Origin of the sequence: Rhizobium sp. GR12 (genome assembly GCF_036596185.1) — a bacterium.
GTDB classification, from domain to species: domain Bacteria; phylum Pseudomonadota; class Alphaproteobacteria; order Rhizobiales; family Rhizobiaceae; genus Agrobacterium; species Agrobacterium nepotum.
In genome coordinates, this window is sequence record NZ_JASXTH010000005.1 from 93,549 (window position 1) to 117,387 (window position 23,839).

The 23,839-nt window shown below is 59.9% G+C and carries 17 protein-coding genes and 1 other annotated feature; of the genes, 9 read left to right on the plus strand and 8 right to left on the minus strand.

Annotated features, from left to right (window positions below):
• Window positions 1-187: 187 nt before the first annotated feature.
• The 5 genes from QSK43_RS10215 to QSK43_RS10235 all read left to right on the plus strand — a co-directional run bounded on the left by QSK43_RS10215 (window position 188) and on the right by QSK43_RS10235 (window position 6,575).
• A complete protein-coding gene (locus tag QSK43_RS10215) occupies window positions 188-1,345 on the plus strand; it encodes an AI-2E family transporter (RefSeq protein WP_332303390.1) in 1,158 nt (385 codons plus the stop codon).
• A 2-nt stretch (window positions 1,346-1,347) separates the two neighbouring features.
• Entirely contained in the window at window positions 1,348-2,088 is a 741-nt protein-coding gene (gene hdaA, locus QSK43_RS10220; RefSeq protein ID WP_332303391.1) for a DnaA regulatory inactivator HdaA, read from the plus strand.
• Between the two features lie 98 nt (window positions 2,089-2,186).
• Window positions 2,187-4,385 carry an RNA degradosome polyphosphate kinase gene (locus QSK43_RS10225; protein WP_084686375.1) on the plus strand — a complete coding sequence of 733 codons (2,199 nt, stop codon included), beginning with the start codon at window positions 2,187-2,189 and terminating at the stop codon, window positions 4,383-4,385.
• The gene (gene ppx / locus QSK43_RS10230) at window positions 4,382-5,905 is read left to right on the plus strand and encodes an exopolyphosphatase (protein ID WP_045016819.1); all 1,524 of its coding nucleotides are present in this window, start codon (window positions 4,382-4,384) and stop codon (window positions 5,903-5,905) included. Before QSK43_RS10225 ends, ppx begins: the two co-directional genes overlap by 4 nt.
• Before the next feature lie 97 nt (window positions 5,906-6,002).
• A complete protein-coding gene (locus QSK43_RS10235) occupies window positions 6,003-6,575 on the plus strand; it encodes a histidine phosphatase family protein (protein ID WP_332303392.1) in 573 nt (190 codons plus the stop codon).
• 68 nt (window positions 6,576-6,643) lie between these two features.
• Here QSK43_RS10235 and QSK43_RS10240 read toward each other — a convergent pair whose 3' ends face one another.
• The 6 genes from QSK43_RS10240 to QSK43_RS10265 all read right to left on the minus strand — a co-directional run bounded on the left by QSK43_RS10240 (window position 6,644) and on the right by QSK43_RS10265 (window position 13,078).
• A complete protein-coding gene (locus QSK43_RS10240) occupies window positions 6,644-6,991 on the minus strand; it encodes a YunG family protein (RefSeq protein WP_332303393.1) in 348 nt (115 codons plus the stop codon).
• Between the two features lie 162 nt (window positions 6,992-7,153).
• Entirely contained in the window at window positions 7,154-8,512 is a 1,359-nt protein-coding gene (locus tag QSK43_RS10245) for an esterase-like activity of phytase family protein (RefSeq protein WP_332303394.1), read from the minus strand.
• Between the two features lie 122 nt (window positions 8,513-8,634).
• Window positions 8,635-9,663 (minus strand): adenylate/guanylate cyclase domain-containing protein, encoded by a 1,029-nt coding sequence (locus QSK43_RS10250; protein WP_045016811.1) that lies wholly within the window; start codon window positions 9,661-9,663, stop codon window positions 8,635-8,637.
• A gap of 178 nt (window positions 9,664-9,841) precedes the next feature.
• Window positions 9,842-10,456: a hypothetical protein gene (locus QSK43_RS10255; RefSeq protein WP_332303395.1), complete on the minus strand. Its 615-nt coding sequence runs from the start codon at window positions 10,454-10,456 to the stop codon at window positions 9,842-9,844.
• A 107-nt stretch (window positions 10,457-10,563) separates the two neighbouring features.
• Window positions 10,564-11,724 (minus strand): ribonuclease D, encoded by a 1,161-nt coding sequence (gene rnd, locus QSK43_RS10260; RefSeq protein WP_332303396.1) that lies wholly within the window; start codon window positions 11,722-11,724, stop codon window positions 10,564-10,566.
• A gap of 82 nt (window positions 11,725-11,806) precedes the next feature.
• Complete coding sequence (locus QSK43_RS10265; RefSeq protein ID WP_332303397.1) at window positions 11,807-13,078, minus strand: MFS transporter; 1,272 nt, start codon at window positions 13,076-13,078, stop codon at window positions 11,807-11,809.
• Window positions 13,079-13,257: 179 nt separating this feature from the next.
• Here QSK43_RS10265 and aspS point away from each other — a divergent pair, with 179 nt between their 5' ends.
• From aspS to QSK43_RS10280, 3 genes are all read left to right on the plus strand, one after another.
• On the plus strand, window positions 13,258-15,045 hold the full coding sequence (gene aspS / locus QSK43_RS10270; RefSeq protein ID WP_332303398.1) for an aspartate--tRNA ligase: 1,788 nt from the start codon (window positions 13,258-13,260) through the stop codon (window positions 15,043-15,045).
• Window positions 15,046-15,406: 361 nt separating this feature from the next.
• Window positions 15,407-17,512 (plus strand): methyl-accepting chemotaxis protein, encoded by a 2,106-nt coding sequence (locus QSK43_RS10275; protein WP_332303399.1) that lies wholly within the window; start codon window positions 15,407-15,409, stop codon window positions 17,510-17,512.
• Between the two features lie 75 nt (window positions 17,513-17,587).
• Window positions 17,588-17,643: a sequence feature (sul1 is cis-regulatory element that is thought to sense ions involved in sulfur or methionine metabolism; They are found in Alphaproteobacteria), on the plus strand.
• Window positions 17,644-17,717: 74 nt separating this feature from the next.
• Window positions 17,718-19,199, plus strand: a complete 1,482-nt coding sequence (locus QSK43_RS10280) for a SulP family inorganic anion transporter (protein WP_332303400.1) — start codon at window positions 17,718-17,720, stop codon at window positions 19,197-19,199.
• A gap of 43 nt (window positions 19,200-19,242) precedes the next feature.
• On the opposite strand, the gene QSK43_RS10285 is transcribed toward QSK43_RS10280, so the two are convergent.
• Window positions 19,243-20,433 (minus strand): hypothetical protein, encoded by a 1,191-nt coding sequence (locus QSK43_RS10285; protein WP_332303401.1) that lies wholly within the window; start codon window positions 20,431-20,433, stop codon window positions 19,243-19,245.
• Between the two features lie 230 nt (window positions 20,434-20,663).
• Here QSK43_RS10285 and parC point away from each other — a divergent pair, with 230 nt between their 5' ends.
• Window positions 20,664-22,916 (plus strand): DNA topoisomerase IV subunit A, encoded by a 2,253-nt coding sequence (gene parC, locus QSK43_RS10290; protein ID WP_332303402.1) that lies wholly within the window; start codon window positions 20,664-20,666, stop codon window positions 22,914-22,916.
• Between the two features lie 97 nt (window positions 22,917-23,013).
• Here parC and QSK43_RS10295 read toward each other — a convergent pair whose 3' ends face one another.
• Window positions 23,014-23,772, minus strand: a complete 759-nt coding sequence (locus QSK43_RS10295) for an arginyltransferase (RefSeq protein ID WP_045016795.1) — start codon at window positions 23,770-23,772, stop codon at window positions 23,014-23,016.
• Window positions 23,773-23,839 lie beyond the last annotated feature (67 nt).

Here is a 23,839-nt window from a genome sequence, read left to right on the forward strand (position 1 = left end):
TGACGTTTTGTGTGCCTATGGCCTCTCGACGGCGATATGCGCAGCGTAGACTTGAAAACCCGTCGTCGTTGCGCCGACCCGATACCTGTGCTGTCGATCACTGCCGGCCGCCGGTCTTGACCATGTGCATACGCGCATCCTATTTCCATGATGGGCGATGACGGCACGGCGATAAAAGGATAAACGGATGCAACCCCATGTAAGCGGTATGAACCTGCGCCGGCAGGTGTTTTTCTGGATCGGCGTGCTTGTCGTCTTTGTCCTTTTTCTGATGGTCTTCAGCTCCATTCTCCTGCCTTTTGTGGCGGGCATGGCGCTTGCCTATTTTCTGGATCCGGTGGCCGACTGGCTGGAGCGGCGCGGCCTTAACCGGTTGATGGCGACCGTCGTCATCCTCGTCTCCTTCGTGTTGATCTTCGCGCTGTCGCTCATCATCATCATTCCGCTGATCGCCGCCCAGGCCTCGGAATTCATCACGCGCGTCCCGCAATATATCTCGTCGTTGCAGCAGCTGATCGCCGGCGCGGACACCAATCTTTTGCCGGACTGGGTGAGCAACCAGATCGATGCCGTGAAGGAGAATTTTTCCAAGCTCTTGACCGAAGGCGCCGGTTTCATCGGCACATTGCTGGCGCAGATATGGAATTCCGGCAAATCGCTGATCGATGTCATGTCGCTTTTGGTCGTCACGCCCGTCGTCGCCTTCTACCTGCTGCTCGACTGGGACCGCATGATCGACAAGGTCGACAGCTGGATACCGCGCGATTACGTGCATACCGTCCGCCAGATCGCCCGTGATATGGACAGGACGATTGCCGGTTTCGTGCGCGGGCAGGGGTCGCTCTGCCTTATTCTGGGCGTGTATTACGCCGTCGGCCTGTCGCTGGTCGGCCTTAATTTCGGCCTGCTTATCGGCCTTTTCTCCGGCCTCATCAGCTTCATTCCCTATATTGGTTCGATGGTCGGCCTCATCCTTGCCGTCGGCGTCGCCATCGTGCAGTTCTGGCCGGACTATATCTATGTGTTTCTGACGCTGGCCGTGTTCTTTTCCGGCCAGTTCATCGAAGGCAACATCCTGCAACCGAAGCTCGTCGGCAAAAGCGTTGGCCTGCATCCGGTGTGGCTGATGTTCGCATTGTTCGCTTTCGGCGCTCTTTTCGGTTTCGTCGGCCTTCTGGTCGCCGTGCCGGCGGCGGCGGCCGTTGGCGTGCTTGTCCGCTTCGCATTGTCGCGGTATCTTGAAAGCGATCTTTACCATGGGCACGCCGCCAACCTTCCCTGGGAAGCCAACCTTGCCTTGGAAGAAAGGGAAACCTCCTCCGACAAGGTGGATGGTCAGGGCTGACAATGACTGACCAAATCAAAAACGACAATGCCCGGTCGAAGGCCGAGCAGCTGACGCTCGTATTCTCGCACCAGTCCGCTTCCGGAAGGGACGACCTTCTCGTGTCCGCCTCGCTCAAGGCCGCCGTCAGCCTCGTGGATGAATGGCCGAACTGGCCATCACCAGTGGTGGTGCTGGCCGGGCCGCCGGGTTCGGGAAAATCGCACCTCGCCAATATCTGGAAGAATATCAGCGGTGCCAGCGATATCCATCCGCAAACCGGTGCGGACGCCGCGCGCGCGGCCGAAACCGGACCGGTGCTTTTCGAGGATGCCGACCGTCGCGGTTTCGACGACACCGAACTCTTCCATGTCATCAATAGCGTGCGCCAGCATGGCACCACGCTTTTGATGACCAGCCGGCAATCTCCGGCCGCATGGCCGGTGACGCTGCCGGATCTGCGCTCGCGCCTGAAAGCCGTGACGGTGGTGGAGACGGGCGAACCCGATGAGGGGCTTCTGGCGCAGGTGCTGGTGAAACTCTTCGCCGACCGGCAGCTTTATATGGATGACAAACTCATAGGCTACATCGTCAACAGAATGGAGCGTTCGCTCGATACGGCACAGACGATCGTGGACCGGATCGACAGGCTGGCACTGGCGCGTGGAACAAGGATAACCCGTCCGCTGGCGGCGGAAGTCCTCAACACGATGGGCGATACGGCGGCCGATGGAGCAACGGATAGCGGGCTGGAGGTCGATTGACTGTCACAGTTCCGTCGTCAAACTGTTATACGGGCAAGAGGGACGATCGCGGGATGCAGCAGGATCACGGGACGGAAGGTCAGGGGATGGTACAGGACATGGACGCTATTGTGCAGGACGACTTCAACAAGGTTCAGCCGGTGACCGAGGGCGAGAGCCTCTGGGACAGCCCCGCGCGCTTCATCAACCGCGAATTCTCCTGGCTCCAGTTCAATCGCCGTGTTCTCGAAGAAACGCTGAATACGGATCATCCGCTGCTGGAGCGGCTGCGTTTTCTGTCCATCTCCGCCGCCAACCTCGATGAATTCTTCATGGTCCGCGTCGCCGGCCTCGAAGGCCAGGTGCGCCAGAAGATCACGGTCCGGACGCCCGACGGCAAGACGCCGGCCGAGCAGCTGGAAGACATTCTGAAGGAAATCGACAATCTCCAGATGGAGCAGCAGGCCTCGCTTGCCGTTCTGCAGCAATATCTCGCCAAGGAAGAAATCTTCGTCGTGCGGCCCGCAGCACTTTCCGATGCGGACCGGACATGGCTGGGCACCGAATTCGAAGAGCGTATTTTCCCGGTGCTGACGCCGCTATCCATCGACCCGGCGCACCCGTTCCCCTTCATTCCGAACCTCGGTTTCTCGATGGGCCTGCAACTCGACAGTGTCAACGGCCGCGAGCCGATGACGGCGCTGTTGCGTCTTCCAACTGCGCTCGACCGCTTCGTTCGTCTGCCTGACGACAAGAACGCCATCCGCTACATCACGCTCGAAGATGTGGTCGGCCTGTTCATTCACCGGCTTTATCCGGGTTATACGGTTCGGGGCTTCGGCACGTTCCGCATCATCCGCGACAGCGATATCGAGGTGGAGGAAGAAGCGGAAGATCTGGTCCGTTTCTTCGAAAGCGCGCTGAAGCGCCGCCGCCGAGGTTCCGTCATCCGCATTGAGACCGACAGCGAAATGCCGCAGTCGCTGCGCCAGTTCGTGGTGCATGAGCTTGGCGTGCCGGATAATCGCGTTGCCGTTCTGCCCGGCCTTCTCGCGCTCAACACCATTTCGGAAATCGTGCGGGCGCCGCGCGACGATCTGAAATTCGAGCCTTACAACGCCCGTTTCCCCGAGCGGGTGCGCGAACATGCCGGCGATTGCCTCGCCGCCATCCGCGAAAAGGACATGGTGGTTCACCACCCTTACGAAAGCTTCGACGTGGTTGTGCAGTTCCTGTTGCAGGCTGCGCGCGACCCCGAAGTGCTCGCCATCAAGCAGACGCTCTACCGCACATCCAACGATAGCCCGATCGTTCGCGCGCTGATCGACGCGGCCGAAGCCGGCAAATCCGTCACCGCGCTGGTGGAACTGAAGGCGCGCTTCGACGAGGAAGCCAATATCCGCTGGGCGCGCGACCTGGAGCGGGCCGGCGTGCAGGTGGTGTTCGGCTTCATCGAACTCAAGACCCATGCCAAGATGTCGATGGTGGTGCGCCGCGAGGACGGCAAGCTCAGAACCTATTGCCACCTCGGCACGGGCAACTATCACCCAATCACGGCCAAGATCTACACCGACCTTTCCTTCTTCACCTGCAACCCGAAGATCGCCCATGACATGGCGAATATCTTCAACTTCATCACGGGTTACGGCGAACCGGAAGAGGGCATGAAACTCGCCATTTCGCCCTATACGCTGCGCGCACGCATCGTGAAGCACATCAATGAAGAGATCGAACACGCCAAGCGCGGTGCGCCGGCGGCGATCTGGATGAAGATGAACTCGCTGGTCGATCCCGAGATCATCGATACGCTCTACCGCGCCAGCGCGGCGGGCGTTGAGATCGATCTCGTCGTGCGCGGCATTTGCTGCCTGCGCCCGCAGGTGGCGGGACTGTCGGACAATATCCGCGTCAAATCGATCGTCGGCCGGTTCCTCGAACACAGCCGGATCTTCTGCTTCGGCAACGGTTTCGGCCTGCCATCCGACAAGGCGCTGGTCTATATCGGCTCGGCCGACATGATGCCGCGTAACCTTGATCGCCGTGTGGAAACGCTGGTGCCGCTCACCAACCCCACCGTGCACGAGCAGGTTCTTTCACAGATTATGCTGGGCAATCTCATTGACAACCAGCAGAGCTACGAGATACTTGCGGACGGAACGTCGAGGCGCATTGAGGTGCGTAAAGGCGAAGAACCGTTCAACGCGCAGCACTATTTCATGACCAACCCCAGCCTTTCCGGACGTGGTGAAGCCCTGAAATCCAGTGCGCCCAAATTGATTGCCGGGTTGATTTCGTCCCGCAAGAAACAGGCTGAATGACTCGATCAGAAGCACAGGGGCGGCTGACCGGCCTTGCCCCCGTTTCCGTCATAGATATTGGTTCGAACTCCGTTCGTCTCGTCGTATATGAAGGTCTTTCCCGCGCGCCCGCCGTGCTGTTCAACGAGAAGGTCCTCTGCGGTCTCGGCAAGGGGCTGGCCCTCACGGGCCGGATGCATGAGGAAGGCGTGAACCGGGCGCTGATGGCGCTGCGGCGCTTCCATGCGCTTTCCGAGCAGGCGCAGGCGCAAAAACTCTACGTGCTGGCGACAGCGGCTGCGCGAGAAGCGGAAAACGGTCCGGATTTCATCCGTGAAGCCGAAGCCATTCTCGGTTGTGAGGTCGAGGTGCTTTCCGGAGAAAAGGAAGCGCTTTATTCCGCCTATGGCGTGATCAGCGGTTTCCACGATCCTGATGGCATCGCCGGCGACCTGGGCGGCGGTTCGCTCGAACTCATCGATATCAATGGCAAGAGCTGCGGCGAGGGCATTACCCTGCCGCTTGGCGGCCTTCGCCTGTCGGAGCAATCGGACGGCTCGCTCGAGAAGGCGGCGACCATTGCCCGCAAGCACGTCAAATCTTTCGCAAAACTCCTGGCGGCGGGCGAGGGGCGCACCTTTTATGCCGTGGGCGGCACATGGCGAAACATCGCCAAGCTGCATATGGAGATTACCGGTTATCCGCTGCACATGATGCAGGGATATGAATTGCCGCTGGCGGAAATGCTGAATTTTCTGGAGGAGGTCGTGGTCTCCCGGGATAGCAAGGATCCGGCCTGGCAGGCGGTCTCCAAAAACCGGCGTGCGCTTCTACCCTTTGGCGCGATCGCCATGCGCGAAGTTCTGAAGGCGATGAAGCCATCGAAGATCGCCTTTTCGGCACAGGGCGTGCGTGAAGGATATCTTTATTCGCTGCTGACGGAAGCCGAGCGGGATCTGGATCCGCTGCTGGTCACGGCCGACGAGCTTGCCATTCTGCGCGCCCGCTCGCCCGAACATGCGCGCGAACTCGCGGACTGGAGCGGCCGCACCTTTCCGGTCTTCGGCATCGAAGAGACGGAAGAGGAAAGCCGTTACCGGCAGGCCGCCTGTCTTCTGGCCGATATCAGCTGGCGCGCGCATCCGGACTATCGCGGCTTGCAGGCGCTCAACATCATCGCCCACTCCTCCTTCGTGGCGATCACCCATCCGGGCCGCGCCTATATCGCGCTTGCCAATTATTACCGCTTCGAAGGGCTGAACGACAACGGCACCACTGAGCCGCTTGCCGTCATGGCGGGAAACCGCCTGCTTGAACTCGGAAAGTTGCTCGGTGGCCTGCTGCGCGTGGTTTACCTCTTCTCGGCCTCGATGCCGGGCGTCGTCGATCACCTGAAATTCCGCAAATCCACCAATCCGGATGTGGATCTGGAGTTCGTGGTGCCCCACGCCTATTGCGATTTCGCCGGCGAACGTCTGGACGGACGCCTGCAGCAACTGGCAAAGCTGACAGGCAAGCGGCTGGCGTTTGTGTTCGAGTAGACCGACAAGGCGGTAGTTGATAATTCAGTCAACTATGGCTTTGGAATTCGTCATCGAGAAAATGGGTTGAAGCACGAAGAAATGGCAGAATATAGTCATGATATATTTGGTGCGTCACGGTGAAACCCTCTGGAACACGCTTGGTCGCTATCAGGGCATCAAAGATTCACCGCTAACCCCTCAGGGCGTCCGGCAAGCGAATACCGTAGCGACTTCGCTGCGTCGCGAGATTTCCGAAAGCGGACAGTCGTTCGAATTACGTGTTAGTCCGCTTGGTAGAACACAGGAGACCGCTGCTCTTCTACAATCCATCTTGCCGATAAACAAAAGTGACGATGAACGGCTTATGGAGGTTTCGGCGGGTTCTTGGGATGGCCTGACGAAGTTCGAGATTGAAAATGAATTTCCCGGAATGCTTTGCGGATCGACTGCCTACGACTGGTACTTTAAATCGCCAGATGGAGAGAGTTTTGATCAAGCATGCGATCGGGCAAGAGCATGGTTAACGAACATTCATAAGCCAACGATTGCCGTCTCCCATGGGCTTTTCGGAAGAATTTTGCGGGGAGTTTATTTAGGTATTTCTAAAGAAGAAATGCTTGAACTTACGGTTCCGCAGGATGGTTTTTTTGCTTTAGAAAAAGGTGAGGTGCGCGCTGTCTGCTGCTAGGCGAGCCTCCTCAACTCGAAACATAATACAACTATCTTAACTTCCCTATTCGTAATGGCATCGGCCGTTCAACCATGCCCCAACGCCTTTCGAATACACGCGCTGAGATAGGCATATTGCAACGGCGTTGCCCTTGCCATCGCTTCCGCACGGGTAGCGGGCTTGTCCTGGTAACCGACTGGAATATCGAACTGGGCGAAGGTGAAGTCCCAACGCGTGCCGTCGACGATATTGTAGAAATGATCGCCGCCGCTGACGGCGGTTTTGGCGAGGTCGCCACCGAGAATGTCCTGCACCACAAGTGCTGTGACACCGCTTTGCCCCCTTGCGGGGTTTTCTCTCGACCACAGGCTGCTGGTCTCGATCGACCAGCTTTTCCTCAGGGCGTAATAAAGTCGTTCGGCATGGTCCTGCATGAAGGTCTTCCCTGTGTCGGAACCGGGTTCAGGGTCAGGCATGGTCGGCTGAGGAACGGAACGGAGCGCCGCACATCCTTTTGAAGGCTGCATGGACGCTCCGCCTGTTGAGTTCGCGCCAACGCGCTGATGGTGCCGGAACGAATTCCGGCCCCGTTTTTCTTACTTCGCGTCGAGCAGTTCCTTGACTTCCAGCACGACGAACTCGTTGTCGTCAGCCTTGTCCAGCGCACGGCCGGCGGAGAAGGGCAGGTTGTTGTCGTTGCCGACGATGATGTGCGTGGCGTCGACGCGGTCGACATTCTCGATGGTGACGAAGGGCATGTCGTAATAACCGTTGCCGCCGCCCTGACGCTTCTTGTTATCAGGATCGGAGATCTTCAGCAGATCGATATAGCCGATCTTGCGCGCCGCCTTGCCGGCATTGGCGTCGTTGAATTCGATCTTGTAAATGCGCTTGACCTTGGAGGGCACGGCAAAGCAGTTTGCTTCCGGCTTCTTCGGGTCGGCGCAGGCCTTGTCGGCGGTACCGGCGCCATTGTCACGCTCGATGACCAGCGCCGTGCTCTCATCCAGCATGTTGAAGTCGCCGATGGCCTCGCCGCCTTGCGCCAGCGGATAGAGCCAGGTGCGGCCGGTCCACGCCTTCTTGGCGGTGTCGAGTTCGATGATCCGGAGTGCGGTGGAGCCGTCTTCGGTCTTTTCGACCTGACCTTCGGCCGTGTAAAGCGGGCCTTCCAGAAGGCCATAGAGCTTCGAGCCGTCCTTGGAGAGCGCCATGCCCTCATAACCACCTGATCGTTTCAGGTTGAAAGCGGGCATCTTCTGCGTCGGGTTGCCGGGCAGCGCCAGGGTCGGATGATCCGGAGACTTCACCTCGATATCGCCGGCCTTGGTGGCGATGACGTCGGTCAGCTTGCCGTCACGGGTGAATTTCAGGATGTAAGGTCCGAATTCCTCGCCCACCCAGAAACCGTCGGCAACGGGCTGAATGGATTCGACGTCGAAATCGGCGCCTGTCAGGTAACGCTTGGTCGAACCTTCCATGACGATCGGGAAGGGTGCTTTTTTGTCAGGATCGGAAAGGAACACGGTTTCCAGCGCGTTGACCTTGCCGACATCCCAGTCGAATTTGAGGTGGTGAAGCATCAGCATGGCGTCGCTGGAGTTGAGCTTCGAGCCGAAACCATTGTCGGAAAGGCTCCAGAAGCTGCCGTCCGTCATCGTCTTGATGCCGGAGAAGCCCTGCATCGCCTGACCGTTGAACGGCATGGAAAGGCCGGTTAGGCGCACGCCATCCTTGCCGGGCACAGTGCCGAGACCCTCAGCGCGCTTGCGGTCGGCCGTGGTGAACTTGGCGGAGGTCTTGAGGTACTCCGGCGCGTCCGCAGGTGCTGCGACGATGGTGTTGGCGGGCAGAATGGCGTGGGAGACCAGCTTTGCCGGAAACTCCTGTTCCGCCGCATAGGATGCGGTGGCCAGCGCGAGAATGGCTAAAGGTGCGAAAAGAACGTGCTTCATGGTGGAGACCCCTCAATACCTGTTGAAGACAGGATTGAGGCGATAGGGGTGCCGTATGACAGGCAGGTGATTGCCGTTTGAAGCTTTGATGAATTTTGCGGACGGGTGCGAGCAAATCGCCCTTAGGCGGCAGGGGCCTGATATTGGCTGAGGGTACAAACGCCCAGCGTCTGGCCACGACCCTTGACCGCGTGTTCGCCGAGATATTCGCTGCGCACACCCTTGGGAAGCACCAGCTGATGGGCGAGGTCGGCGGAAATGAGCACCGGATGTCCGAGCATCTTGCTCAGTGATTCGAGCCGTGAGGTCGTGTTCACGGTATCGCCGAAATAGGTGATCTTGTGGTGATCGACGCCGATTTCGGCGGTGATGACCGGTCCGCCATGAATGGCGAAGCGCAGGCGCGGCACTTCGCCGAAGCGGGCAAGCCACATGTCGCGCTTATCCTCGATGGTCGCCTGAATATCGAAAACGCAGCGCACGCAGGCCGCCCGCCTGATCGCCATGTGATAGGGCCAGGTGATGATGGCGGCATCGCCGATATAGTCGTCGATAACGCCGCCGTGTTTTCTGACCGGCGCGGCATAGCTTGCGAAAATCTCGCCCAGATATTCCTGGGCCTTCAGGTCGCCGTGGGTTTCGGCAAAGGAGGTGGAGCCGACGAGGTCGATGAAGATGAAGACGCGGTCTTCGCTGACGGGGCGGCGGTAGCGCCCCAAAATGAGGTCTATGAAGATGTCGCGGCCGAGAAGCTCGCGCACGCGCATGATGAAAACGATGATGCCGCAGACGATGAGGGTGAAGATCAGCGTCTGCACCTCGGCATGCACTGCCCGCTTCCATGTGCCGGGAAATATCCCGCTCGCCCAGAGAATTGTGCCGCCGAGCCCGAAGCCGCAAAAGACGAGGATGGCGTAGATGATGAGGCCGACCGCAATATAGACCGGGGTCGGCAATGCGCTGACCTGCCGCGACAGGCCGGGCAGCACGTAACCGCGCTCAAAGGCGAGAATAGGCGCGCAGGCGAACAACGCATAGGTAGCGCCGATGAGTGCGCCGCCGCCATATTCCAGAAACGCGTAGGCCACGCCGCTGCCGGCCACGGCAACGAAGAGCACCACGTAGTCCAGAATGGGCAGCAATTTTCTCATATCGGCTCTTGATCTCGGGAAGGAAGTTCCTCCCTTTGGGCGAAGCTTCTGTCGTTGTCATATGCGACATTAGTGTGGAAAATGCGCTGCAAAAAGTGACCATTCAGTAAGGTCACATGAAGGATTGGAAAGGCTGTTGCGCCGTTGCCGCAAAACGGACGCCGACGCCGTGCCACGCCTAATAGGATGTTCTGTAATAGACGGTTTCAAGCGGGGATTGCGGCCTCTCATCCGGCGACCGGTTCGACCATGTGACGGGGAAGGCGGCAAAACGCAGCCGGTTGCCGTCGATCCATGCCCGATCGAACAGGGTGTCGCCCTTGCCGGCGAAGCTAATGGCAGCGCAGGTCCGGCCATCGACATCGAAGGGAATATTCTCCTTCCAGCCGCTCAACCCGCAACCGCTGCCTTTCGGGTCGCGATTATAGTGCTCGACGACCTGGGCGTCGTTCGGCGTCATGGCAATCGAGGTGACGGTATGGGCGAATAGCAGGCTGTCGCGGTCTTTCAGGCCGCCATCCAGCGTGCCTTCGTAACGCACCTGCACCGTGGGCTGCTGGCAGCCGCTACGGGCGTAGACCTGCGAGACGGCGTGCATGCGGCCGCCGCGTATGGTGATGCGCGTGACGATACCGTGGCGGTCGTTCTTGCCGATCTTCAGGCAATCGGTCGTCCATTCGCCCTGAAGGTCGACCCCGCCGTCATCGGCGCGGGCGGGAGCGAGCGAAAGCGTTGGAAGAATGCCTGCGGCCGCCACAAGGGCGGCCAACAGCAGAGCGCGGACAGGTTTCATGGAACGACCCTCAAAGCGAGACCATCGGCAAAGAGATGGAACGCGATGCGGGCGAAATTGGGGTTAAAGCATTTCCAATAAAGCGGAAATGCTCGAGGTGCTCGCGATTACGGCTGGCTCGCCTCAACCTCCACGGCCTCGACCTTCTTGCCTGCGAAACGCAGGGCCACTTCGCCATTGATGAGTTTCAGGGCCACATCGCCGAAGAGTTCACGCCGCCAGCCGGTCAGGGCCGCCACGGTAGCTTCCTCGCCCTCGGAGGCGATCTTGTCCAGATCCTCGCTGTTGGCGATGACCTTGGCGGCAACGCCGTGCTTGTCCGCCGTCAGCTTCAGGAGAACTTTCAGAAGTTCCACGGCAGCGCCCGAACCTTCCGGTGCGTGGCTGTGACGCGGCGCCTTCGGCATTTCCTCTTTCGGAAGCGCCAGCGCCGCATTCACGGTTTCGATGATGGCGGCGCCGGACGAGGAGCGTTCCCAGCCCTTCGGAATGGTGCGAAGCCGCGACAGCGCCTCGGTGTCCTTCGGCTGCTGCTGGGCGATCTCGAAGATCGCATCGTCCTTCAGGACGCGTGAACGCGGCACGTTGCGCGAACGCGCCTCACGCTCACGCCAGGCGGCCATGAATTTGAGGATGGCGAGTTCCGTCGGCTTGCGCAGGCGCGATTTCAGCCTCAGCCACGCATCGTCAGGATGCATGTCATAGGTGTCGCGCGATTCCAGAATGTCCATCTCTTCGGTCAGCCACAGCGAGCGGCCTTCGCGCTCCAGCTGCGCCTTCAGCGCCAGATAGATATCGCGCAGATGGGTCACGTCGGCCAGCGCGTAGTCCAGCTGCTTTTCGGTCAGCGGACGGCGGCTCCAGTCGGTGAAACGTGAGGATTTGTCGATCTGCACGTTCTTGATCTTCTGGACCAGCTGATCGTAGGAGATCGAATCGCCGAAACCGCACACCATGGCGGCAACCTGCGTATCGAAGATCGGATGGGGAATAAGCCCGCCGAGATGATAGATGATCTCGATGTCCTGTCGTGCGGCGTGGAAAACCTTGACGACATCAGGGTTGGCCATCAGCTCGAAAAGCGGCGTAAGGTCGAGACCCTTGGCGAGCGGATCGACCAGCACTTCGAGCGTCGGGCTTGCCATCTGCACGAGGCAGAGTTCGGGCCAGAAGGTCGTTTCGCGCAGAAACTCGGTGTCGATGGTGATGAATTCCGATTTCGCCAGTTCCGTGCAGGCTTCGGCGAGGGCGGCAGTCGTTTCAATCATTGCAAATGGCCACTCGTGAAAATTATCCGTCTTACTTTCCCTTTGCCGCCCTCATGTCAATACAAAGCCCGCTTTTCCGGGCTCAGGGATCGTTTTTCTCAGGGAGTTTTGGCTCCGGCCCGTCGTTTTTGGGCGGTGGCGGTGCGGCCAGCTTCTGAAAATAGGCGGATGTGCGCAAAAGCGAGCGGAACCGCCAGTTCCTCTCCTCCACCGGAACGCCCTCGCGCACCTGCAGCCGGTAGATGGTGTAGGCGATGAAAACGATCTGGATCGCGGCCGTATAGCTGAACAGCGCTTTCGGGCCGAACTGGTCGATCAGGACGGAGGCGAGAAGCGGCCCGACGGTTGCGCCCACCGACCAGAAGAACAATAGTCCGGCGGAAACCATCGCATGTTCGCCCTCCTTCGCATGGTCGTTGCCATGGGCGGAGCTCAACGAATAGAGCGGCAGGGCAAAGGCGCCGAAGACGAAGACGCCGATAATGTTGCTCCATTCATCCGTGCCGGCGAAGAAGGCGAGGAACAGGCCGACAATCACTGAACCGGCTGTCGTGGCAAGAATGATGATGCGGCGGTCGTAGCGGTCGGAATAGACGCCGAGCGGATATTGCAGCACCACGCCGCCGATGATGCCCGCGCTCATGAAGGTGGCGATGGCGGTGACGGAAAGGCCGATCTGTTCGGCATAGATCGGACCGATATTGCGAAAGGCCGCCATGCTGAGGCCGACGGCCACGCAGCCGACGACGGCAAGCGGCGAGATGCGCCAGACGGCGAAAAGATTGAAGGGGATCTGTTTCGGCGGGGCAGGGTTGGATTTGTCGGCAAGCGAGATCGGCACCAGTGAAAGCGTGAGCGCCATGGCGATCAGCGAAAACACCACGGGTCCATCGATGCCGGCGATGGGTATCATATATTGGGCGAGTGTGACGGAGCCGAGATCGACGAAGCGATAGATGGACAGCGTGCGCGCCCGGTTGGAATTCGTCACCTGCGCATTGATCCAGCTTTCGATTGCGGCGAAAAGACAGGCGACCGCAATGCCGATGACGAAACGCATCAGCATCCAGAACAGCGGATGCAGGATGAGCGGCATGGCGATCGACGCGGCGGAGGCGACCGCTGCCATGGTGGCGAAGGTGCGGATATGGCCGATCCGGCGCAGAAGGCGCGTCACCGAAATGCAGCCCAGCGCGAAACCGATGCTGTAGGCGGCGCTGATGAGGCCGATGGTGCTGGCCGAAAATCCTTCCGACAGGCCGCGCAGCGCAATATAGGTTCCCTGCAGGCCGTTGCCGCCGATCAGAATGCCGGCGGTGACGAGAAGCGGGATAAGAGGTCTGATCTGGCTCATTGCGGGCCGACTCGGTTTGGCGGGCTGGGTGAACCCTATCTAAAGCGAAGGCGGGGGAAAGGACAGGCGGAAGGCGACAATCTTGCGCTTTGCCTTGACAAATCAGGCTGGCCATGCGCTTTTCCGGCAAATTTCGACAGTGCCGCCCATCGGGCCACGACACGTTCCAGGATAAAAAAATGCATCGTTACCGCAGCCACACCTGTGCCGCTCTCCGCAAGTCCGACGTCGGCGAAACCGTTCGCCTTTCCGGTTGGGTTCATCGCGTGCGAGATCATGGCGGCGTTCTCTTCATCGACCTTCGCGACCATTACGGAATCACGCAGGTTGTGGCCGATCCGGACAGCCCGGCCTTCAAGATTGCCGAGACGGTACGCGGCGAATGGGTGATCCGCATCGACGGTCTCGTCAAGGCGCGCTCGGAAGACACCGTCAACAAGGGCATGGCCACCGGCGAGATCGAGCTTTACGCTCAGGAGATCGAGGTTCTGGGCGTTGCCAAGGAATTGCCGCTGCCGGTGTTCGGCGAGCCTGAATATCCTGAAGACGTTCGCCTGAAGTATCGCTTCCTCGACCTGCGCCGCGAAACCCTGCACAAGAACATCGTCCGGCGCACGCAGATCATCTCCTCCATGCGCAAGGGCATGGGCGATCTGGGCTTTGCCGAATATACGACGCCGATCCTTACCGCATCCTCACCGGAAGGTGCGCGCGACTTCCTCGTGCCCTCGCGCATTCACGAAGGCCAGTTCTTCGCGTTGCCGCAGGCCCCGCAGCAGTACAAGCAGCTTCTGATGGTGGCCGGTTTTGACCGCTACTTTCAGATCGCACCCTGCTTCCGTGATGAAGACCCGCGTGCAGACCGTCTGCCGGGCGAATTCTACCAGCTCGACGTCGAAATGAGCTTCGTGACCCAGGAAGATGTCTGGACCACGATGGAGCCGATGATGACGGCCGTGTTCGAACAGTTTGCCGAAGGCAAGCCGGTGACGAAAGAGTGGCCGCGCATTCCTTATGACGAGGCTATCCGCAAATACGGTTCCGACAAGCCGGACCTGCGCAACCCCATCATCATGGAAGCCGTGACCGAACATTTCGATGGTTCGGGCTTCAAGGTCTTCGCCAGCATGATCGCTTCCAATCCCAAGGTTCAGGTCTGGGCGATCCCGGCGAAGTCAGGCGGTTCGCGCGCATTCTGCGACCGCATGAACGTCTGGGCGCAGAGCCAGGGTCAGCCCGGTCTCGGTTACATCTTCTGGAAGGAAGAAGACGGCAAGGTCGGTGGCTCCGGTCCGCTCGCCAAGAACATCGGCGAGGAACGCACCGAGGCGCTGCGCACGCAGCTTGGCCTGGAAGTGGGCGATGCCTGCTTCTTCGTCGCCGGTGATCCCGCGAAGTTCTACAAGTTCGCCGGCGAGGCGCGCACCCGCGCCGCCGACGAACTGAACCTGATCGACCGCGACCGTTTCGAAATGTGCTGGATCGTCGACTTCCCGTTCTTCGAATATAACGATGAAGAAAAGAAGGTCGACTTCGCCCACAACCCGTTCTCCATGCCGCAGGGCGGCATGGAAGCGCTGGAGGGTGACGATCCGCTTTCCATCAAGGCATACCAGTATGACGCGGTCTGCAACGGCTTCGAAATCGCCTCCGGCTCGATCCGTAACCAGTCGCCCGAGCTGATGGTCAAGGCCTTTGAAAAGGTCGGCCTGTCGCAGAGCGACGTGGAAGAGCGCTTCGGCGGTCTCTACCGCGCCTTCCAGTACGGCGCGCCTCCGCACGGCGGCTGCGCCTTCGGCATCGACCGTGTGGTCATGCTTCTGGTCGGCGCCAAGAACCTGCGCGAAATCACCCTGTTCCCGATGAACCAGCAGGCGCAGGACCTTCTGATGAACGCGCCGTCGCCGGCAACGCCGACGCAGCTTCGCGAACTCTCGCTCCGCGTCGTTCCTTCCAAGAAGGACTGATCGCGACCCATAAGGGTTTTGAACAAAGGGCTGGCGGTAACGCCGGCCCTTTGTGTTTTTGCAACAAACGCGGCAATGCCGCTCGCTGTCCAAGACCACGCCGATTGTTTTTGCTCGTAATTGCAGCCAAAGATAGTGTTAACGGTGCGGCCGTGTTAGGTGCCAACCTAAGGCTCCAGCCATCTGCTTCTGAACGAATACAAAGGTGGGTCGCTGTTGATTCGCCCACGGATGCGGCTCATCGTAGTCCCTAAAGCCTCCCGATTGTCATAAAAACTTAATCAAACTGACAAATCCGGTAGAGGAGTTTTTAAGCCTTGTCCCTCATTTATCTCCCGTCAGTTTCGCAAACGAGGGTTGCATGTTTTCGCTGGTTTCGACGTTCAAAATTGCGCATCGCGTATCGATGCTGGCGCTGGCTGCACTGTGCGGCATCGCGGTTATCGCGGGCATGCTGTTGTGGCAGAGGGAAATGGAGGCGCGTTATCGTGTCGCTGAAGACACCCTGATCCAGAGGGACGGCGTGTTGATGACGCTGGTGGACGGTCTGCATGAAAGCCGCCTGTACCAGAGGGACTTCCTGCTTTCCAGGGACATGAAATCCGTGGCGCAGTTCGACCAGACCATGGAGAGGGTTCACCAGTCTCTGAGCACGCTTGAAGGCAGCGCAACACCGCAGGCTCGCGCAGGGCTCGATGCGCTGGCGCGGGGCGCTGTCACCTATACCGAACGCATGACGGCGCTCGTTGCCAAAAACAGGGAGCTGGGCCTCACGCCTGCCGATGGCCTTGAAGGCGCAATGCGAAACGGCGTGCATTCCATCGAAAAACTTGTCGATGTCGTCGCCAACGCCGAGATCCGCGCCAGCATGCTGATGATGCGCCGGCATGAAAAGGATTTCATCCTGCGGCGCGACGAAACCTATGTGGCAAAACATGCCGCCGAGGTGGAGACCTTCAAGGCGCTGGTGAAGCTGGAGTACCGGCCGGGCGCCGAGCGCCAGCGCATCATGGATGCCCTGGAGATTTACACCGCCTCCTTCCGCTTTTATGCGCAGGCCGTGCTGGAGGAGCAGAAGGCGCGGGAAACGGTCGCCTCCGCTTATAATACGCTGCTGCCCGTCGTCGCGGATATTTCCGCAGCCTATCGGCAGGAGCGGAATGCCAGCGCGCTGAAGAACAAGACCGAGGCGGAAACGGCGGTTTCGATCGTCGTCGCGCTTATCGCGCTTGCCGTCGTGAGCCTTTTTGCCGGGGTCTATTTCATCGGCCGCTCGATAACCCGTCCGGCGACTTCGATTACCGGCGCGATGCGTCGTCTGGCCGAAGGTGAAACCGAATTCGCCGTTCCCGGCCTTCGTCGCAACGACGAGTTCGGCGCCATGGCGCAGGCGCTGGAGATTTTCCGGCAGGCGGCCATCGCCAAGACAGAACTGGAGCACCAGGCGACTGCGGCCCGGCAACGCGCCGAGGATGAAAACGCGCGGTTCCAGCGTGAGGCGGAAGCGCAAGCGCGGACACGGCTGATGCAGGCGACCACCGGACTTGCAGCGGCGCTGCACCGTCTTGCCGCCGGCGATCTCTCCTTCGAGCTGAACGAGCCTTTCGCTCCGGATTTCGAGGCCCTGCGCCACGATCTCAACCAGACAATCCGCCAGCTGGATGCCGCCATGTCCGGCGTCGTACAGTCGAGCGTGGCGATTGACGGCGGCAGCCAGGAAATCAGCCAGGGTGCCGCCGATCTCGCCCGCCGCACCGAGCAGCAGGCTGCCTCGCTTGAAGAGACTGCTGCAGCACTTGATGAACTGACGGCGAATATCCGCATTTCGGCGGACCGTGCGGTGGAAGCCCGGGCGGTCGCCCACTCGGCCGACGAGGATGCAAACCGCACGGCCGATCTCGTCGTCGACACGATCATGGCCATGGAAAAGATCGAGCAATCGTCCGGCAAGATCGGCAGCATCATCAGCGTCATCGACGAGATCGCTTTCCAGACCAATCTTCTCGCTCTGAATGCCGGTGTCGAGGCCGCCCGCGCGGGCGAGGCGGGACGCGGGTTCGCCGTCGTTGCCCAGGAGGTGCGTGAACTGGCGCAGCGCTCCGCGAAAGCTGCCGCCGAGATCAAGGTGCTCATCCGCAACTCCAGCGTGGAGGTGAAGGAAGGCGCGCGTTTCGTGCGGGAAACCGGCGCTGCGCTATCGCGCATCGGCGGTTCGGTAAAGACGATCAACGACCATATCGAAGCGATCGCCGCCGCCACGAGAGAGCAGTCACTCGGACTTTCCGAGATCAACACAACCGTTAATCATCTGGATCAGGGCACGCAGCAGAACGCGGCCATGGTCGAGGAAAACAACGCCGCCAGCGCCATGCTGGCCGATGAGACCGCGCGTCTCAAGGCGCTGGTCCACCAGTTCCAGCTGAGCGAGATGGACATGCAGGGGCGGAGCCTGAGCGAAGCGGCCTGATATATTTCCGGACATCGAAAAGCGGGCGCGCAACTTGCCGCCCGCTTTTTTGCTGTTTATAGGTGGGTCATTCACCACGGACCCGGTGAAATCCCGGGTGGCTCTTCTGGCCGCCGATCCGCCAGACAACGCAAAGCACCGACATTCTTTTTCAATCTACCGGACATGTCTCCGGCCGGTGCGTCACACTTTGCGAAAAAATCAAATGAACAGATTTCAGACTTACAGACGTGAGTGGTTTTCCAATATTCGCGGCGATGTGCTTTCCGGCATCGTCGTCGCGCTTGCCCTCATTCCCGAAGCTATCGGCTTTTCCGTTATTGCCGGTGTCGATCCGAAGGTGGGCTTGTTCGCATCCTTCGCGATTGCCTGCGTTTCCGCTTTCACTGGCGGTCGTCCGGGCATGATTTCCGCGGCAACCGCCGCCACCGCCGTCCTGATGGTCACGCTCGTCAAGGAGCATGGCCTGCAATATCTCTTTGCGGCCACGATCCTCATGGGCGTGCTGCAAATCCTGGCGGGTTTGGTGAAACTTGGCCGGGTGATGCGCTTCGTCTCGCGCTCGGTGATGACCGGTTTCGTCAACGCGCTGGCGATCCTGATCTTCATGGCGCAATTGCCGGAACTGATCGGCGTGCCGGTCGCAACCTATGTCATGATCGCGGCCGGCCTTGCGATCATCTATCTCTTCCCGCTGGTGACGAAGATTATCCCGTCGCCGCTGGTCGCCATCGTCGTCCTGACCTGCGTTGCGGTGTTTTCCGGCATGGATATCCGCACGGTCGGCGATCTCGGTGAGTTGCCCTCGACGCTGCCGATCTTTGCCCTGCCGCAGGTGCCGCTGACTTTCGAAACGTTGCAGATCATCTTTCCCTATTCCATAGCGCTTGCCGCCGTCGGCCTGCTGGAATCGCTGCTGACGGCACAGATCGTCGACGACATGACCGACACCGGCAGCAACAAGAGCCGGGAATGTATCGGGCAGGGGACAGGCAACATCGCTTCCGCGCTGATCGGCGGCATGGGCGGCTGCGCCATGATCGGCCAGTCCGTCATCAATGTCAGATCGGGCGGCAGGGGTCGGCTTTCCACCTTTGTGGCGGGCGCTTTCCTGCTGTTCCTCATTCTGGTGCTGGACGATCTCGTCCGCATCATCCCGATGGCCGCTCTGGTGGCTGTCATGATCATGGTTTCGATCGGCACCTTCTCGTGGCGCTCGATCCTCGATCTTCGCCGCAATCCGCCGTCCTCCAGCATCGTCATGCTGGTAACGGTCGGCACGGTGCTTGCGACCCACGATCTTGCAAAAGGCGTGCTGGCCGGCGTGCTTCTGTCCGGCGTATTTTTCGCGGGCAAGGTCTCCAAGCTCTTTCATGTCCGCCCGGAGCTTGCGGCCGATGGTCGTCAACGGATCTATCGCGTCGATGGCCAGATATTCTTCGCCTCGACCGAGAGCTTCATTGCCGCCTTCGATTTTGCCGAGGAGGTGGAGGCAGTGACGATCGACGTCAGCCAGGCGCATCTGTGGGATATCTCGGCTGTCGGCGCGCTGGACAAGGTGGTCTTGAAATTCCGCAAGACCGGCAAGAGCGTGGAGGTGATCGGCATCAACGAGGCGAGCGCCCATATGATCGACCGGTTCGCCCTGCACGACAAGCAGGATGGCGCGGCAGCCCCGCTCCATTGAGTACAAATGAAAAGCCCCGGCAGAACCGGGGCTTTTTATTATGCTATTCGTTTGCCGTCACCGTCACGCCGAGCATTTTCGGCAGGGTGTTCGGCGCGCCCATGGCGGCCCCCATGATCATCGGGAAGGGAACCGGTTTTTCCGGTGCGGCCGAGATGGAGAAGTTCTTCGGATTATCGACATAGGCGTTGATCGCCGCCGAAACCATGTTCTGCAACTCCGGCACGTTGAGCGACGCCATCATCAGCGGCGCCATGCCCTTGATGGTCTGCGAAAGCTGCTCGGCCGTCATGCCCTGCTGGCTGGCGGCGTAATCGATGGCGCGCTTGGTGATGCTGGCGTCCTCGAAGCTGATATCCGCATTGATGAAGGAAAGCTGCTGCATCAGGCCGAGCATCGCCAGGCTCGCTGCCTGGTCCGCCTGTTCCTTGTTCGGATTTGCGGCCTGCGCCTTCACCGTTTCCTGCATCGACTTGATGAAGGCGAGCGTGTAGCCGGAGAAACCGAACGACATGTTGAGGCGGCCGACATTTTCGAGATCGATGGCGTATTCCTCGACATCGACGGTGCCGGAAGCCACTTCCCAGCTTCCGCTCATGGTCATGTCGCCGGAAAGGGCCTGCAGATTGAGCTTTTCGATGGCGTCCTTCGTGCCGGGATCGGTGACTTCGCTCAGATCGGCCTTGAAGCCGGAAGCGTCGAGTTCGAAACCGATGGAGGTTTTGTCATCGCTGACGGACATCGTCGCGGTGCTTTCCTCGAGCGAGAAAGCCTGCTTGCCGTCGATGGAAACGGAAACCGGACCGCTATGCGCTTCGTCATAGAACATCAGCGCATCGACGGTGCCAGTGGTCGCATCGGCGGGAATGACGAGGCCGGACATGTAAATGTCGCTTGCCTTGATCTCCACTTTTTCCTGGCTGTAATCGATATTGTTGAAACGGGCGTTCTTGATCGTGTAGCCGCCGTTGTTTTCCTCGACACCTTCGAGCGTGACATTGCCGACCGGAATTTTCTTCGCCGGATCGGCGGCCGCGTTGAAGGTCACGCTGTTCAGCGTCACGGTAGAGCCGTTGACGGCAACCGAGCCGGCGGTGATTTCCCCGCCCTGCACGGCGTAGGCGGCATTGATCTTTTTCAGAACGTCCCCGCCATCAAGCGCGAAAGCCGGTGCTGAAAGCACAAGAAGCGCGGCACTTGCGAAAAGAACCTGCCGGGTGGATTTCAGTCTCATAGTGTTTCTTCCCTCAACGTGCGGATGTGCACCGTGTTCTAAATGTGAATCGTGACATTTATATTCGCGATTATTCAAAGGTCTACAGGATTTAGATCGATTCGCATGACGGCGGCATTGCGGCATTTACAACGCGGTTAATAAAAAACCTCATGAAAGGGGTGCTTTCATCCACAGGGCAGGCCCCTGAATTTCTTGCCGGGAATCGGCATTTCCGCTAGTCAAGCACCATGGGTAAAAATCTTGTACCTCCGTCAGGCGGAGAAGAAAACATTCATCCGGTCGATTTGAAGGCGGCGCTTGAAGAGCGCTACCTCGCTTACGCCTTGTCCACGATCATGCATCGTGCGCTGCCGGATGTACGTGACGGCCTGAAGCCGGTTCACCGCCGCATCATCCACGCCATGAGCGAGATGGGCATCCGCCCCAACTCGGCCTTCAAGAAATGCGCCCGTATCGTCGGTGACGTGATCGGTAAGTTCCACCCGCACGGCGACCAGTCGGTCTACGATGCGCTGGTGCGTCTTGCGCAGGATTTCTCCCAACGTTATCCGATCGTCGACGGGCAGGGCAATTTCGGCAATATCGACGGCGATGGCGCCGCAGCCTATCGTTACACCGAGGCGCGCATGACCGATGTGGCGGCGCTGCTGCTGGAAGGCATCAGCGAGGATGCTGTCGATTTCCGCGCCACCTATAACGAGGAGGACGAAGAGCCTGTCGTCCTGCCGGGCGCGTTCCCCAATCTGCTTGCCAACGGAGCCTCCGGCATCGCCGTCGGCATGGCGACGTCGATCCCGCCGCACAACGCGCACGAACTTTGCGACGCCGCACTCCATCTCATCAAGCATCCCGATGCGACGGTGGAAAAGCTGGTGGAGTTCATTCCCGGCCCCGACCTGCCGACCGGTGGCGTGATCGTTGAAAGCCGCGAGAGTATTCTCGATGCCTACAAGACGGGACGCGGCGGTTTCCGCGTGCGCGCAAAGTGGGAAATGGAAGATCTCGGACGCGGCGGCTACCAGATCGTCATCACCGAAATCCCCTTCCAGGTGCAGAAATCGCGCCTGATCGAAAAGATCGCCGAGCTGCTTCTTTCCCGCAGGCTGCCGCTGCTTGAGGATGTCCGCGACGAATCCGCCGAAGACGTGCGCATCGTGCTGGTGCCGAAGAGCCGCACCGTCGATGCGACGCTCCTGATGGAATCGCTGTTCCGCCTGTCCGATCTCGAAAGCCGTCTGCCGCTCAACATGAACGTGCTGTCTCTCGGCAAGGTGCCGAAAGTCATGGCGCTGAACGAGGTGCTGAGCGAATGGCTGGCGCACCGCAAGGACGTGCTGGTCCGCCGTTCCCGCCACCGTCTCGCCGCCATCGACCGCAGGCTTGAGATTCTCGGCGGCCTGCTGGTCGCCTATCTCAATCTCGACGAGGTGATCCGTATCATCCGCGAGGAAGATGAGCCGAAACAGGTGATGATGGCGAAATGGTCGCTCACCGACAATCAGGCCGAAGCTATCCTCAACATGCGGCTGCGCAATCTGCGCAAGCTCGAGGAATTCGAAATCCGCAAGGAGTTCGCCGAACTCAGCAGCGAGAAGGCCGAGATCGAGGGGCTGCTCGCCTCCGACGAGAAGCTGTGGCAGACCGTCGCCTGGGAAATCGGCGAAGTCAAAAAGAAATATGCCAAGGCAACCGAGATCGGCCGTCGCCGCACGCAGTTCGCGGATGCGCCGGATGCCGATATCGAGGCGATCCAGCAGGCGATGATCGAGAAGGAACCGGTCACCATCGTCATCTCGCAGAAGGGCTGGATCAGGGCGCTGAAGGGGCACATGTCCGATACGTCGGCCCTGACCTTCAAGGAGGGCGATGGCCCCAAGCTCGCCTTCCCGGCGCAGACGACCGACAAGCTGTTACTGCTGACCACCGGCGGTAAGGCCTATACGCTGGGCGCCGACAAGCTGCCGGGCGGTCGCGGCCATGGCGAGCCTATCCGTATCATGGTCGATATGGAGAACGACCAGGATATCCTGACCGCCTTCGTCCACGATCCGTCACGCAAGCTGCTGCTCGTATCGACCGGCGGCAACGGCTTCATCGTCGCCGAAAGCGAAATGGTCGCAAACACCCGCAAGGGCAAGCAGATCATGAATGTCGCGATGCCTGATGAAGCCAAGCTCGCCGTGCCGGTGACGGGCGACCATGTCGCCGTCGTCGGTGAAAACCGCAAGCTTCTGGCCTTCCCGCTGTCGCAGGTGCCGGAAATGTCACGCGGCAAGGGCGTGCGCCTGCAGCGCTACAAGGATGGCGGCGTCGTCGACGTGAAATGCTTCGCGCTCGCTGAGGGCTTAAGCTGGTCCGACACTGCCGGGCGTCTGTTCAACAAGGTGGGCGAAGAATTACGCGAATGGCTGGCCGAACGGGCGACAGTGGGCCGTACCGTGCCGAAGGGCTTTCCGCGTAGCGGGAAATTTGGCGGGTGACATGTAATTGACGTACCGGGAGGATTGCCTGGTACGTCATTTAGACATTTTGTTTGGTTGTCGAACCGAGCGTTGCCTCATGACTTGGCGAACGCTTTTACTTTTCTTCGGGGTGGTAAACCTCCCAGCCGCGCGGGGTCAGGTGCTCCTGCGGATGGTAGCGGGTTTTGTATCCCATCTTTTCCGAACCATCGACCCAGTAGCCGAGATAGACATGCGGCAGGCCCAGCGCGCGGGTGCGGGTGATGTGATCCATGATCATGAAGGTGCCGAGCGAGCGTTTTTCGAGATCGGGATTGAAGAAGGAATAGACCATCGACAGCCCGTCGCTCATCACGTCGCTGAGCGCCACCGCCAGAAGCTCGCCGCGCTTGCTGGAATCGATGCCGGAGCCGGGCTCACGCACGCGATATTCGATGATGCGGGTGTTCACATGCGTGTCCTCGACCATGATCGCATAGTCCAGCGCCGACATGTCGGACATGCCGCCCGACTGGTGCCGGTGGTCGAGATAGCGGCGAAACAATGAGAACTGTTCGGTGGATGGCTCGGCGGCGTGGACCGTGGCGACGACATCCCTGTTGATGGACAGAACGCGCCGCATCGACTTTGTCGGCTGGAACTGTTCGGTGAGGATGCGCACGGAAACGCAGGCGCGGCAGGTTTCGCAGGCCGGGCGATAGGCGATGTTTTGCGAACGCCTGAAACCGCCCTGGGTCAGAAGGTCGTTCATTTCCGACGCGCGCGGGCCGACCAGATGTGTGAAGACCTTCCGCTCCATCTGGTTCGGCAAATAGGGGCAGGTGGCCGGTGCCGTAAGATAGAATTGAGGAGAGGGCGTCGCCTGCGTGTTCATCGAGCCGTGATCGCCTCCTGCGTCTGTTATGAATGCGCGCCGCAATTTCCATGGGGGCTGCGGCAGC